This is a genomic window from Petrotoga mexicana DSM 14811 (genome assembly GCF_002895565.1).
Classification (GTDB): domain Bacteria; phylum Thermotogota; class Thermotogae; order Petrotogales; family Petrotogaceae; genus Petrotoga; species Petrotoga mexicana.
In genome coordinates this window covers 92,013-107,075 of sequence record NZ_AZRN01000032.1, presented here as the reverse complement: position 1 = coordinate 107,075, position 15,063 = coordinate 92,013, and the positions used below count along the sequence as shown (strand labels likewise).

Sequence of the window (15,063 nt, the reverse complement as noted above, 5' to 3'; positions counted from 1 at the left end):
AAGGGCTCCCTTATGGGAGCCTATTTTTAGAAAAGTTGAATTATATACAGAGGTGATTAACCGTATGTATTGGAGATATGCTGTTCGAAGAATATTGATGGGTGTTGTTATCTATGTTGTAATCATTTTCATATATTCAGCTTTATTTAACACGGTAATGGATCAGACGTTAAATAGTCAAATAGTCGAACAAGTAAACGGTGAAATGATGAAAATGTCACAGGTAGGAACGGATCCGGAATATTTGGTAGAATACAGAGAGAGAAGGATCAGTGAGCTTCGTCAATTGTATCACTTAGATGACCCTATCCTTTCTAGAATTTTTTGGAGGGCTATCGATACGTTGACTTTCAATTATGGGAACTCAACTGTAATGAGATCTTTTAAAGGTGAAACGGATGTTCTTAAAATAGTTTTAGAAAGAATTCCCAATACCTTGATGTTGTTCACTACCGCCATAATTATAGATATTCTGATAGGTGTATGGTTGGGTATAAAAAAGGCTCAAAAAGCTGGAAAGATAATGGATAAAACCACTTCTATAATCACTATGGGGGTATATGGTCTGCCATCTTGGTGGTTTGGAATGGTTATGATTATGTTGTTCGCATTTGCAATACCCATTTTCCCATCAGGAGGTATGAACAGTGTCCCACCTCCAACAACCTTTTTCGGAAGATTCCTTGATACTTTATACCATATGGCTTTACCTGTAATTACTTTAGTATTCATAGGTTTTTGGGGAAGGGCATATTTAACTAGAAATATAGTTTTAGGAAATCTTCAAGAAGATTTCATAATGTCCGCAAGGGCAAGAGGTATTCCTGAAAGATCCGTTTTGTATGGTCATGCTCTAAGAACCTCTGCTCCTCCTATTTTAACTATGTCACTTTTATCGTTGTTAGCTTCTTTTTCTGGTGCGCTTGTGTTTGAAGGTATATTCAGTTGGCCTGGAATGGGGAACCTTTATTGGGCAGCGGTTCAGATGAACGATATCCCTGTTCTTTTGGGTAACCTTTCTATAACAACGCTGATATACATTTCTGGTATCGTCGTTTTGGATTTGATATACGGCTTCTTAGACCCTAGAATAAAAGTTGGTGGGAAAGCGTGAATAAAACAAATCGTGTTGTTAAGCAATTAAAAGATTTTTGGGATGAGTTTAAGCAAGTTAAATTTGGTATAGCTGGAATTATTCTTTTACTTCTTTTTATAGTTTTAGTTGTTTTTGAACAATTTTTAATCCCATTTCCCGAAGCTTCTACAAGGTGGAGAGATATTACATATTGGGAAGATAACCCTCGAAGCGTTCCTCCAATCTGGATAAACTGGTTTTCTCAAAAGGATTACACTCCCACTGCGTATTTTGAAGATTTGGAATATACTGAACAAAACGTTTCTGGCCCAATAACTATGTTAAATTCTGTTATAGAGTACGATTACGATTATGACGTTCCCCCCGTTGATTTAATATATAGAGGGACGTTTAAAGGTAACTTTAGTTTGAATATTGTTTTGGAACGTCCAGATGGTAATAAAATCAATCTGGTGAACAAAAGTTTTAGTTCAAACACTGAAAAAGACTTTAGAATATCAATTATTAATGAAGCGATTAACAACGTTCAAAGTTTTGCTAGGAGATATGTGCAAAACTTACCGCCAAGGGTTGATGTAAATACTGTACTTTTTTCACAAGCCAATGGTGAGCTTTTTTCAAATCCAACTCCATTAAATGGGACATACAAGCTAAACATTAATCTAATAAAAATGACTGAGGATACTACTATACAAGATACAAGGTTAGTTGTTTCTGGAAGCGTTTCTGGTTTACTAGGTACAGATAACTCTAAAAGAGATGTTTGGAGTGGATTAGTAGCAGGCATAAAGTGGGCTTTGTTCATAGGGCTCATGACATCTGCAATTTCAGTGTCAGTAGGAGTGATTTACGGAGTTATTTCTGCATATTATGGTGGTATAGTTGATTCTATAATGCAAAGAATCTGGGAAATTTTTATCAACATACCTCTTCTTCCTGTTTTAATTGTTTTATCAGCAATATTTAAGCCCTCTATTTGGAGTCTTATTTTAATGATGAGTTTGTTTTTTTGGGTAGGCCCTGTTAAAACAGTAAGAAGTATGGCTTTGCAAATTAAAGAGGAAACATATGTTGAAGCTGCAAAAGCTTTGGGCGCTTCACATAGAAGGATAATTTTCAAACATATGGTTCCGATTTTGATACCATATGCCTTTGCAAGTATGGCCCTTAATGTACCAAACGCTATTCTTTACGAGGCAACCGTTAGTTTACTTGGTTTAGGAGATGCCACAATAGTTACATGGGGGCAAATTCTCCACGATGCCATGAACGGCGGAGCCGTAACAAACGGTCTTTGGTGGTGGGTTGTACCTCCTGGAATTGCTATCGCTTTAGTAGGTATGACTTTTGCCTTTTTAGGTTTTGCAATGGACACCATTTTAAATCCAAAATTGAGAACGAGGTAGATATGAATGAATGAAATTTTAAATGTTAAAAATTTAAAAGTTTATTATTATACAAGAAAAGGTGTTGTAAAAGGATTGGACGATGTGAGTTTCTCTCTAAGAGAGGGAGAAACCTTAGGGCTTGTTGGAGAGTCTGGATGTGGTAAAACCACTTTGGGGATGGGTCTTTTGAGAATGCCGAACCCTCCGGGCAGAATTGTAAGTGGAGAGATTAATATAGATGGTGAAGATATAGTTCCTTTAAAAGAATCTGTTTTACGTAAAAGAGTTAGATGGGAAAAGATTTCTATGGTTTTTCAAGGGGCTATGAATAGTTTGACGCCAGTTTACACCATTAAAAAACAGATGATGGAAACCCTTCAAACTCATAGGGAAATGGAAGAAGAAAAGGCTCTTGCTATAATTAAAAAATATTTAAATCAGGTGGGTTTATCAGAGGATATTTTGAAAAGATACCCTCACGAATTATCGGGTGGTATGAAACAACGTGTTGTAATCGCCACAGCTTTGTTTTTAGAACCCAAAGTGATTATTGCCGATGAACCAACTACAGCTTTAGATGTTGTCGTTCAAGCTCAAATAATAAATCTTCTGAAAAGGTTAAAAAAGGATCTTAATTTGTCTTTTATCTTTATAACTCATGATTTAGCTACCGTAGCAGAGGTTGCGGACAGGATAATGGTGATGTATGCAGGTAAGATAGCTGAAATAGGAGAGAATCATCAAATTTATGGTCCCCAAGGTCCAGCACATCCATATACAAAAGGTTTGTTGGGAGCTACACCTCGTTTACATAAAAAAGTAGAAGAACTTGCTTTTATACCAGGTGTACCACCTGATTTACTTAAACCACCCAGTGGATGTCGATTCCATGAGCGTTGTCCGGTTGCTTTCGATAGATGTAAAGTAGAAGAACCACCATTAAAGGAAATTGAACCCGGGCATTTTGCAGCTTGTTGGAGGTGTTTTGATGAACGATGAAATCATATTGAGTATTAAGAATTTAAAAAAATGGTTTCCCCTGCGAAGAACCGTTTCAGAAGTGTTTCAAGGCAAACGAAGATGGGTTAAAGCGGTGGATAATATAAGTTTTGACATAAGAAAGGGAGAGATATTTGGCTTAATTGGAGAATCTGGTTGCGGAAAATCAACTACGGGTAGGTTATTGATGAAATTAGAAGAACCCACAGAGGGCCAAATAATATTTAAGGGTAGAGATGTTACTTCTTTATCTTCTACTGACGAAATTAAGAAGTATAAAGAAGATGTACAGATGATTTTTCAGGACCCTTACTCTTCGATAAATCCAAGGTTTAGGGTAAGAGATGTATTGGCGGAACCCTTGATCATTCATAATAAAACCAAGGATCCTAACGAAATTGAAGAGATAGCAAAAAAGGTTCTAAATGAAGTAAAATTAACACCCCCTGAAGAGTTCATGGATAGGTACCCTCACATGCTCAGTGGAGGGCAAAGACAAAGAGTTGCAACCGCAAGGACCTTAGTTCTTTCTCCTGATTTCATAATAGCAGATGAACCCGTTTCTATGATCGATTTATCAACCAGGGCAGAAATTCTTCACATGATGAAAGATGTTCAGCAAGATTTAGGACTGACTTATTTATACATAACTCATGATTTATCAACCGCTAGATATTTTTGTGACAGGATTGCTGTTATGTACCTTGGAAGAATAGTTGAGTTAGGTGATGCTGACGAAATAATCGAAAGACCTTTACATCCATACACCAAAGCTTTGATAGAAGCAGTTCCTGAACCTTTACCCGGAAAAGAAAACGTAATAAAAGAATTACCAATAAAAGGAGAGATTCCATCTGCAGCAAATATACCAAAAGGATGTAGATTCCATCCAAGGTGTATTTATGCACAGCCTGAATGTTTTGAGAATGTTGACGATCCAGAGTTGGTAGAAGATTCAAACGGTCATTACGTTGCCTGTTATAGGTACAAAGAGATAAATCAGGAAGTAGAAAAAATTTAAAAAATCCCCACAAATGTGGGGTTTTTTAATTTTGATGAAAAGATATAAAGGTGGTTACGTTTATGTATTGGAGATACGCCTTTAAAAGGATGTTAATGGGGGTTATGATTTATTTTGCTATTATTTTTGTGTATTCTGTACTTTTCAACGTGATGTTTAAACTTCATTATAGCTACCTTTTGGAAGGACCAATATTACCCGAGATTTTTTCTGATTGGTTCAATACGATCACTTTTAATTACGGTCAATCGATGTCCATACGATCCTTTAAAGGAGAAACCGATGTCATTAAAATTATCTTAGAAAGAGTACCTAATACAATGCTTCTTTTTACTATGGCTATTATTATAGATATTTTCTTGGGAGTATACTTGGGGATAAAAAAGGCTCAAAAAGCTGGGGGATTTATGGACAAAACAACTTCAATACTTACAATGATTTTTTACGGTCTTCCAATATGGTGGGTTGGATTGGTAATGATTATGCTTTTTTCTTTCAAGTTTCAATTATTTCCTTCTGGTGGTATCTTTAGCATTCCACCTCCTGAGGGATTGATAAAAAAATTTGCAGATTTTGTGTATCATTTAATTTTACCTTTAGCTACGCTTGTTTTTTTTCGTTTTTGGGGAAGGGCGTATTTATCAAGAAATATAGTGTTAACAAATCTCCAGAATGATTTCATAATTTCCGCAAGGGCTAGGGGTATTCCTGAAAGAAAAGTTTTGTTTGGGCATGCTTTAAGAGCTTCGGCTCCTCCTATCTTAACAATGTCGGTTTTATCTGTCCTTGATTCCTTTTCTGGGGCATTGATAATAGAAGGTATATTTAATTGGCCTGGAATGGGGAATCTTTTTTGGGCTGCTATTCAGCAGGATGATATTCCTGTTCTTTTGGGTAATTTGTCTTTTACAACTCTTTTATACATCGGCGGTATCGTGATTTTAGATTTAATATACGGTTTCTTAGACCCTAGAATAAAAGTTGGCGGGAAAGAGTGAATAAAATCCCGCCAAGAGTTTAGTTTTGTCTTCCCCTATCCCCATTAGTATATGAAATGAATATCTTTTCGAAATTCACCATTTGTTTTTCTATGCTCACTATTTCTACATTACGTGATTTGAAAAAATCAATAACCTCATATAATTCTGAAGTGGAAATTATTGGCAATTTTTAATTGAAAAAACGCCCATTTAGGGCGCATTTTCGGAAATTATTTTATTACTTTCATCCATTCAACACCCCAACTTAGTTGGAGTGGAGAGGGTTTAGCTTTTGACAGATGCTATATTTTCCTGTGATGTTTTTGGTTCTTTTATTGGTTTTTTTAAATCAATTCCTAAAAATTGGCTCATGTAGAGATTGTAGTAAAAGCCTTTATTTTTCATGAGTTCTTCGTGATTTCCAGTTTCTACAATGGAACCATGATTCATTACTAAGATTGTATCGGCATTCCTGATTGTAGATAATCTATGAGCAATTACAAAACTTGTGCGTCCCTTCATCAATTTTTCCATAGCTTGTTGTATTAATGTTTCCGTACGTGTGTCGACAGAGCTTGTCGCCTCATCCAAGATCAAAATTTTAGGGTCTGCAAGGAAAGCTCTTGCGATGGTTATCAATTGTCTTTGACCTTGTGATAGGTTCGAGGCTTCTTCATCTATTATTGTGTCGTAACCATGGGGTAATGTTCTCACAAAATGATCCACATACGCTGCTTTAGCAGCTTCCATGATCTCTTCATCAGAGGTATCTTCTTTACCGTAGGCGATATTTTCTTTTATCGTGCCTCCAAAAAGCCAGGTATCTTGAAGCACCATACCAAAGTTTTTTCTAAGGTCTGATCTTCTCATTTGCCTAATATCAGTTCCGTCCAAGGTTATTCTTCCATCTGTGACATCGTAGAATCTCATTAGAAGGTTTACAAGTGTTGTTTTTCCAGCGCCTGTTGGGCCAACTATCGCTACATTTTCTCCAGGATGTACAACTAAGTTTAAGCCCTCTATCAAAGGTTTTTTAGGATCATAACTGAAAGATACGTTTTCAAACGCTATTCTTCCTTCTACTTCAGGTAATTCTACAGGATCGATTGGATCAGGAACTTCGTCCTCTTCATCTAGGAGTTCGAATACTCTTTCAGCAGAAGCGACGGTTGATTGTAAAATATTTATAATATTAGCTGTTTGAACTATTGGTTGGGTGAACATTCTTGAGTACTGAATGAACGCCTGTACATCTCCGAGTGTCATTAGACCGTTTGCTACCCTAAGTCCACCGATAACACTGACAGCTACGTAGTTAAGATTGTTTAGAAAAGCTATTGCAGGTCGTATTATGCCTGATATGAACTGAGATTTGAAACTTGCTTGGTATAATCTAGCGTTTTCGTTGTCGAATGTTTCTTTAGCTTCTTTTTGTTTGTTGAAAACCTTTACAATGTTATGGCCTGAATATGTTTCCTCTACATGACCGTTGAGTTTTCCCGTACTGTCCCACTGCGTTTCAAACTGTTTCTGAGATTTTTTTACAATGAACATTGTGACAATCAGAGATAAAGGAATCAGCGTCAATGCTATTAATGTGAGCAATGGACTTATCGTTAACATCATAACTATTACACCGATTATAGTGACAGTAGCTGTTATGATCTGTGTTAACGTTTGTTGAAGCGTTCTTCCTATATTATCAATATCATTGGTTACTCTACTGAGAATATCACCGTGGGAATGACTATCAAAATATTTAAGTGGAAGTGTTGCTAGTTTTTTGTCAACTTCTTTTCTGAGACTATAGATGGATTTTTGAGAGACACCAGCCATCATATATTGCTGTAGCCAATTGAACAGGGCTGATAAACCGTAAATTACTAATAGGGTTAATAAGATTTGTACGAGTTTGTTGTAATCAACTCCCTGACCTGGGACTATATTCATTGGTCCAATCATTTCAGCAATTTGATCGTTCCCTGAGAGCTTAAGCATTTGTATAGCTTGTTCTTTTGTCATATTTTCGGGCATATTTTTGCTAATTATACCTTCGAATAAAACATTTGTGGCGTTCCCTATTATCTTAGGGGCTGTTATCATAAAGACCGTAGCTAAAACGGCAAAAGAAACAACGAACAAAATTGGTATTAATTGAGGTTTTAAATATCCAAGTAATCTTTTTAAGGAACCCCAAAAATTTTTTGGCTTTTCCCCAGGGGTTGCTCCTCGTCTACCCATTCCCATCCCCATAGGTTTTTTAGTTGAACTGTTAGGAGTTTTTGGATTATTGTGACTCATGCGGTTTCCTCCTCTGGTAACTGGGATTTTACGAGCTCTCTATATACTTCACATGATTGCATAAGATCTGAATGTTTTCCTTGCCCAGCTATCGTTCCGTCGTCGTTTAGAGCGATTATTAAGTCTGCATTAAGTATGGTACTTACCCTTTGAGCTACTATTATAACTGTAGAGTTTTTAGTCTCTTCCTTTAAGGCTTCACGAAGGTTCGCATCGGTTCTGTTATCCAAAGCAGAGAAACTATCGTCGAATATATAGATCTTTGGCTTTTTGACAATTGCCCTTGCAATAGATAGACGTTGCCTTTGACCACCGGAGAAGTTCGTTCCTCCTTGATCAACTGGAGCTTGTAGTTTATCAGGTAATTCTTCTACAAAATCCTTCGCTTGGGCTATTTCTAAGGCATGCCACATTTCCTCTTCAGTTGCATCTTTCTTACCATATGCTAGGTTGGAAGCTATCGTTCCACTGAATAGATAAGCTTTTTGAGGTACAAAACCTAGTGAGTCTCTAAGGTTTTCCATCGACAGTTCTCTTATATCTACACCGTCGATTTCTATCTTCCCTTCGGTGACTTCGTAAAAGCGTGGGATCAAGTTTATAAGAGTGCTTTTACCGCTTCCGGTGCTACCTACAATTGCGGTAGTTTTGCCTGGTTTTGCTTCAAATGAAATATTTCTTAGTACGGGTTCCTCAGCGCCTTCGTATTTGAATGTCACATTTTTGAAGGAAATAGTGCCTTTTTTACTTTTTAAAATTACGGGATCGTCTGGTTCATTAATTGTTGGTTCTGTTTTTAATACCTCTTTGATACGATCGGCAGATGCTTCTGCACGAGGCCACATGACAAACATCATCATTGCCATCATTATTGATATGAGTATTTCCATGATATATGTTAAGAAGGCTGTCAAGTTGCCTATTGGCATTGCTCCACTGTCTATTCGCATTGAACCAAACCAGAGAATACTAACAGTTGAAAGGTTCATAATAAGCATTAGAAGAGGCATACCTAATGCTAATAATCTGTTTACTTTTATGGCGGTTTGGGTTAAGTCGCTATTTACTTTATCGAATCTTTTTTCTTCACTTTTTTCTTTCACAAAAGCCCTGATGACGCGTACACCCATTAATTTTTCACGTAGAACACGGTTGACGTTATCGAGTTTTATTTGCATGCTTTTAAATAGTGGAATTGCCTTACGCATTAGAAAGAATACAACAATTCCCATCACTGGGATTATCACTAAAAGCGAAGTTGAAAGGACAACGTCTTGACGTATAGCCATTATGGCACCACCTATTGCCATTATGGGTGCAAGGATCATCACATTCAACATTATTAATACCAACATCTGAATTTGGTATACATCATTCGTGTTTCTCGTTATCAGCGAGGCGGTTCCAAACTTGTCTATATCGTTTTGAGAGAAACTAAGTACCTTATAGTAAAGATCTTTACGTAAGTCATGTGCAAATTTTGCAGAGATTCTAGATGCAAAAAATGTCGCCCCTACAGCAGCACCAACGAGTAATAGGGAAAATAACAACATCCTCCCTCCTGCTTGCATGATATAATTGAGGTCTCCTTTGGCAACACCGTTGTTGATAATGTCCGCATTCAAGTTTGGAAGGTATAAGTTTGAGACAGCTTGGACGGTGAGTAACACCAATGCCAAAATTACCTCTTTATAATACTGTTTTAAATATTTGCTTAGTATGGTTCTCATCCTTGATCTTCTCCTTTTTGTAAATGTTTTGATAGGTTGTTGGATATTTTTTTTAGTAACTCGTTAAAGGTATTTAGTTCTTCGTCTGATAACCCTTCAAAGCTGTATCTCACGATCTTTGAAAAGGATGTTTTTAAATTTTTTATTTCTTCCTCTCCTTTTTCAGTTAAGAACATCTGAAGTGTGCGCATGTCATCAGGATCGGATTTGCGGAGTATGAGTCCCATTTTCTCTAGCCTTTTAAGAATCAAAGAAACCGTTGGAGGAGCTACGTTCATGAGCTTTGCAAGATTTGTTTGATTTATACCAGGGTTTTTCCAAATGTACCATAAACAGACTCCTTGTCCAGGATAGACATCTTTTTCTGCCATAATTTTGAAATTTAACTGTCTTTGGAGATTCATCACTTGAAAGAATTGTTGGACAACGTTGATCGTTGATGAATTGAGTTCATCAAAAGGGAAATTTTCGGTGCAAAGTGTTTTGTCTTTCATTTCTTTTCTCCTTTCATTTCATCTTTATTATTTAGCGCCCTTTCACCCCGCTCCCCACCCGTGAGGAAAAGAGTCTTTATTAGCGCCCTTCCCCCGCTCCCCGCCCATTTAAGGATGGAGCTTTACCCTTTCGCCCCACAGCCCCACCCAATTGAGGAAAAGATCTATAGTCTCAAAGGCTGCGTCAATCTTCTATTAGTATGCTAATAATTAACTTACTAACTATTAGCATACTAATAGTTAGTATACTATCCTTTTTTGAAATATCAAGTTTTTATTTGAAATTTTGATTAATAGTTTATATCTTTTGAATGAGTCGAGGGGAGGGGGAGAGATAAATGCTTCGCTTAGAGGAGTTACTGAGTAAAATTTTCCAATTTTTAAGGAGCAAGCTGCTGAACCAAGAGGGGAAAATTTCTTTGACGGTTTTGATGTGGGGTTGTAGAGTAATACTTTTTTCATTCCTTTTGTGCAGACTGTGGAGCGAAGGGTGGCTAAAAAAGCATCAGAAATACTATAAGAAGATAGAACCCAAAATTGAGCATATGAATCATAAGATCAACTAATCTTTAAATAACTCGGATACCATTTTATCAGGAGTTAGAAGAAACAAGTCGTCAGTTTGAAATTTGAGTAACTCTGGTGTAAAACCAGATTTGGAAAAGAGGATGTATTTTGTTCGCTTGTTTCCAAAGTTTACATAGTTACTTCTCAGTTTCAGTGTCTCCAAATCTTTTATTCCCATCTTTTTATTAGTCCACTTGCATTCACCGAAGAGGATGTTGTCGTCGTTATATGCTACTATGTCTATATCATATGAGAGGTTTTTCGAATATGGAACCTTTCCCCAGCTTTTTCCTATATTATTAATGAGAAAACCGGGATAATTGGGTTTTTCTTTTAAAAATTGTATACATATATTTTCAAACTGATGACCAATATGAGTGGGCAATTGTTGGTATATTTTTTCTAAAGCGCTTTTAGGGTTGAATTCTATTTCTGAAAGGTATCTACTTAAAAGGTTAAAGTAAAAGTCAAAAAATTCATCGTTTATATAATACCTTGCGTTTCTACTTTTTCTATCTAATATACTGTTTTCTTTTTTTAGAATTTCATAATTATTCACTAATTCGTTTAAATATTTTGAAAGCGAAGTAGAAGGGATTTTTGAAATATCTTCAATCTCCTTAAGGGTTTTATTTCCTCCGCCGATTGCTTCCAATATTGAAAAATAGGATCTATGTTCAGAGCCAAATTCCAAAATTAAAATGTTTTTAGATTCTTCTTTGAAAGGTGAAAAATCGGTGATGAATAGCTCGTATATCTTGTTTTTTAAATTATCTTTGTCTTTAAAGCCCCACAAATATTTAGGTACACCACCTACAATACTGTAGATTTCTAAAGCTTCTTCAGTATCGTAGCCAAAGTCAAATAACATCTCTAGCCCGCTTTTTAAATTGAACTTTTTTAGATTAATAAAGTTATTTACCCTTCCAAATAAGGGCATTTTTTCTTCCATAAATATTTTTTTGATGAGTCCGGTGTATGAGCCCAAAACTGTTAGCTTTGTGTTGTGTTTTGTATCATCCCATGCATGTTGCAGAGTATAAAGTATATCGCTATTTACCAAAAAGAAATTTTGAAATTCATCAAAAATTATATGATCAAATCTTTCGAAAAGATCTGTAAAAAGGTCGTACCAATTTGTATAAATTGCCTTTGAAACAAGAAGACTCAGCTCTTTTAACAGTGCCTCTTCTCTTTTTACTTCAACAAAAAAATATAAAAAATTGTCACGATTTTCATAGACTTTTTTAATGAGAGAAGTCTTGCCTATTCTTCTCCTTCCGTATAAAACGGTGAATCTTTTTTCTTCAGTATTTAGGATTTTGTTAAGAGCCTCTAATTCTTTTTTTCTGTCATAAAAATTCATTTATAGCGCCCCTTTGCCTAGCTTCCCATCCATCTAATTTTTTCTCTAGAATAAAAGTACACGACACACCACCTTTATATACTTGCTAGTAATATACTGTCCAGTAATATACTCACCAGTATATTACCAGTCGGTATATTATATCACAATATAATGATCTATATTCAAATCTATTATATCGAATGCGTTTTTTATTTTGTTAGACCAGTTTAGATTTATGGAGTGTTCTATTCTTGTGGAGATGACTGTTTCCAAGTTGAGGATATTGGCTAGGTCGTAGTGTTTTTTTAAGTTGGTTAGTCCACCAACTTTGGTGATGTCTAAAACGACTCCTGAAGCAATATTTGATACTCTGATAATATCCTCAGGTTGTTCGATGGATTCATCCCAAAAAATTGGGTAGTTTATTTGTAGATTGCTTAAAGTATTTTCTTTATACTTCGGGGTTGGTTGTTCTAAAGCAATAGTTTCAGAGGTTTTCAAGAGTTTTAGAATTTGTCTGATTTCATGGTGGGAGAATAAACCTCTCAGGTCAATCCATAGTTTTTTACCTTTGAAGAGTTTCAATATTTTTTCAAACTCTGTGAGCAACGGTTTTTCTAAGAACTCTATTTTTATAATTTTTTCATCTTTTTGAATTTCTGGAAGTAAGTCAAATATATTAATGTCTTTTTTCCAAAAAATTCTAAAGAGAGATTCCTGCGAGATACTTTTTTTAGTCGGGAAGAGCAATTTTGCTGGATCGTAATTGTATTTGTTTGTTAGGTAGTCAAAGATCGCTAAAAAAACAGCGGTTTTTGAAGAGTTGTCTCTTTTTATCTTTTCATTGAATTTTTCTTCGATGTTGGGTAGGTTTTCAATATCATCTTCCATTTCAAATAGATCTCTAATTAATTCCAATATCGCCATGGTAGTTTTAAATGTCTCGCCAAAATAGTAATTGGGGGTAGCTGCCCCAACCCCCTGAATTCCTTGTTTGTCTATGAATTTAAATATAGCATGCTCTTGCCATTCTATATTTAGATTTTTTAAGATCGTTCTTTCTTGCCAGTAGTATACGTCTCTTTTTCTTTCTTTCATGAATTTTCAGCCTTCCTAGAATATATTTTGCATTAGTAAATACCAAAATAAGGAAACTAATATTGCATAGGTTGGCGATAAGATTAGCTCTTTTATATTTTTTTCTTTTACAAAGATAAGTTTGTATGCTAATCCGGCGCCTACTGCTATAATGGACCAAAGGTAGTTTTGAGCCATCATAAAAATGAATATCGCTAACCTTTCCGATGCACCGATTGTGTCTTTTTTTTCTTTTTCAAATAGGTTGAAAGTTCTGAATAAGAAGCTTCCAAAACTTGTTGCTACGATCATTCCTACAATATAGAACTGAAAGACGTTAGATAAGAAAGAATCTTGGAAAAAGTTTCTGAATAGGTATGACCAGATCAAAAAGGCCCCTAAAAATATGATTTCAAAGTAGATGTTGGTGTTTTGGTTTTTTATTCTTAGTAAGTCTATACCTATGTGTAGGAGGACGGAGAGTGAAACTATTAAAAGCATCCATCCCGTTAACATATCAAAATTGAAAGCCAAAAAAACCACTAAGACCCAGATTAGATGTTTGTAATAACTTGACTTTTCCAAGAATTTATCAGAATAAACGTTGGTAAAGGCAAAATCAGATACAAAATGACTTAAAAAGAGAGTCATTGAAAACATAGTATACCTCCATTATTATTCCCAGTAATTTCTTTCGACGACTTTTAGTCGTGAGAAGTCTCCTTTTTTTCTTCCTACCTTTGCACAGGGTTTACCATCGACTTCTACTATATCTGCTGTGAAGTCGATTTTTTGTTTCAGCAACGATGATCCTACACCGTATAGATCTACGGGGACTTCAAGGGTTTCAAATAAATCGATTTTTTCTTGGTTGAACCCTCCTGAGACCATTATTTTTAAATTGTTCATTCCTAGTTCATCGAATTTTCTTCTCGCCCGCCATACCATCTCAGGGTTAACTCCTAAAGATGATTTGTCTTTTGGAATGACAGATTTATCTCTTAAGGATCCAGATGTGTCAAATCTAACGGCCCAAATTTTGTCTTTTCCTTCACCAATTATATTGGACAAATCTCCCTTGTCAATATTGGGTTTTTCACCGTATATGTATTCATAAAACTCTTCTGCTACTTTGATGGTAGTTCCAATAACGTCGTTGTCCCAGTCTACTAACACCATTCTATTTACATGACCATCTATATATTTGTTAAAAGCTATAGCTGCGTCCGAGGTGTTTCCATTGTAAGCGGCAATTAAAGCATGGGGTATGGTTCCGAGAGATTCAACTCCCCAATAATCAGCATTTGCATCGGTAGATACTCCAAAGGCTCCAGCTTTCAAGGCTGCATAACCATCAGTTGTTTGAACCCAAAAATGGTCGAATCTTGCGCTAAAAAACAAAATCGGTTTTCCTTTAGCAGCGTTGACAACTTTTTTTACAGCGGTAGCCGTGCTGGAAGCCCTTGCCATTACCCCTAAAAGAAGTGTTTCCAGATGTCCAAAAAAAGCAGGATTACCCTTGATTACGAACACGGGCTCCATATTCTTTGCTTCGTCTCCATCGTTCAAAGCAAGTACTTCTATCTCGTCCCATTTATCTACCCATAAACTGTTTAGTAGCATCCTAAGGTCCCATTTTTTATTTGTACAATTTAGAAGTTCTTCTTTGTCCATTCGTGTAGAGGCGTCTTGTATTGCTCTTTCTATGGTTAAAATTTCATCAAAAATCTCTTTTGCCTTTTCTTCATCTTTGTAGTAACCTGTTCCATAAGTTAAAAGAGCTAGTGCTTCATCTATTCCAACTACTACACAATCCGCCCTTGGAAAAAATTGATAGGTTACATTTACTTTTCTTTTGTCTTTTTTTAGGACTTCTACATACCTTGTAAAGTACTTGTCAGTGTAGTACCCCATTCTTATTTTGTCGATGGGTACTTTGAAGAGCTTTGGATGTAATCTTTTATTTGTTTCGTTTAAATCCATTTTTTCCACCTTCTGATAAATTTTTTCGCCGTCTTGTGGCGCTTCTAAAAATAGATTGTTAGTTTTGTAAAATGATTTT

The 15,063-nt window shown here is 35.8% G+C and carries 12 protein-coding genes; 5 read left to right on the top strand and 7 right to left on the bottom strand.

What is annotated here, in order from left to right; genetic code table 11:
• Positions 1 to 64 precede the first annotated feature (64 nt).
• From X927_RS07255 to X927_RS07235, 5 genes are all read left to right on the top strand, one after another.
• Positions 65 to 1,114, top strand: a complete 1,050-nt coding sequence (locus X927_RS07255; protein ID WP_103077425.1) for an ABC transporter permease — start codon at positions 65 to 67, stop codon at positions 1,112 to 1,114.
• Positions 1,111 to 2,502, top strand: a complete 1,392-nt coding sequence (locus X927_RS07250; RefSeq protein WP_103077424.1) for an ABC transporter permease — start codon at positions 1,111 to 1,113, stop codon at positions 2,500 to 2,502. Before X927_RS07255 ends, X927_RS07250 begins: the two co-directional genes overlap by 4 nt.
• A 6-nt stretch (positions 2,503 to 2,508) precedes the next feature.
• Positions 2,509 to 3,483, top strand: a complete 975-nt coding sequence (locus tag X927_RS07245) for an ABC transporter ATP-binding protein (RefSeq protein WP_103077423.1) — start codon at positions 2,509 to 2,511, stop codon at positions 3,481 to 3,483.
• Positions 3,473 to 4,504, top strand: coding sequence for an ABC transporter ATP-binding protein (locus X927_RS07240; protein ID WP_103077422.1), 1,032 nt, complete (start codon positions 3,473 to 3,475; stop codon positions 4,502 to 4,504). The genes X927_RS07245 and X927_RS07240 overlap by 11 nt, the downstream gene beginning before the upstream one ends.
• Before the next feature lie 62 nt (positions 4,505 to 4,566).
• A complete protein-coding gene (locus X927_RS07235; protein WP_103077421.1) occupies positions 4,567 to 5,502 on the top strand; it encodes an ABC transporter permease in 936 nt (311 codons plus the stop codon).
• A gap of 267 nt (positions 5,503 to 5,769) precedes the next feature.
• Here the strand turns inward: X927_RS07235 and X927_RS07225 are convergent, their stop codons facing one another.
• From X927_RS07225 to X927_RS07190, 7 genes are all read right to left on the bottom strand, one after another.
• Positions 5,770 to 7,785 carry an ABC transporter ATP-binding protein gene (locus X927_RS07225; RefSeq protein WP_103077420.1) on the bottom strand — a complete coding sequence of 672 codons (2,016 nt, stop codon included), beginning with the start codon at positions 7,783 to 7,785 and terminating at the stop codon, positions 5,770 to 5,772.
• Positions 7,782 to 9,515, bottom strand: a complete 1,734-nt coding sequence (locus tag X927_RS07220) for an ABC transporter ATP-binding protein (protein WP_103077419.1) — start codon at positions 9,513 to 9,515, stop codon at positions 7,782 to 7,784. The genes X927_RS07225 and X927_RS07220 overlap by 4 nt, the downstream gene beginning before the upstream one ends.
• Positions 9,512 to 10,009: a MarR family winged helix-turn-helix transcriptional regulator gene (locus X927_RS07215; RefSeq protein WP_103077418.1), complete on the bottom strand. Its 498-nt coding sequence runs from the start codon at positions 10,007 to 10,009 to the stop codon at positions 9,512 to 9,514. The genes X927_RS07220 and X927_RS07215 overlap by 4 nt, the downstream gene beginning before the upstream one ends.
• Positions 10,010 to 10,571: 562 nt before the next feature.
• Entirely contained in the window at positions 10,572 to 11,942 is a 1,371-nt protein-coding gene (locus X927_RS07205; RefSeq protein ID WP_103077416.1) for an ATP-binding protein, read from the bottom strand.
• A 138-nt stretch (positions 11,943 to 12,080) separates the two neighbouring features.
• The gene (locus X927_RS07200; protein WP_103077415.1) at positions 12,081 to 13,022 is read right to left on the bottom strand and encodes an enolase C-terminal domain-like protein; all 942 of its coding nucleotides are present in this window, start codon (positions 13,020 to 13,022) and stop codon (positions 12,081 to 12,083) included.
• A gap of 15 nt (positions 13,023 to 13,037) precedes the next feature.
• Positions 13,038 to 13,661: a hypothetical protein gene (locus tag X927_RS07195; RefSeq protein WP_103077414.1), complete on the bottom strand. Its 624-nt coding sequence runs from the start codon at positions 13,659 to 13,661 to the stop codon at positions 13,038 to 13,040.
• Positions 13,662 to 13,676: 15 nt separating this feature from the next.
• Positions 13,677 to 14,984: a nicotinate phosphoribosyltransferase gene (locus X927_RS07190; RefSeq protein ID WP_103077413.1), complete on the bottom strand. Its 1,308-nt coding sequence runs from the start codon at positions 14,982 to 14,984 to the stop codon at positions 13,677 to 13,679.
• Positions 14,985 to 15,063 lie beyond the last annotated feature (79 nt).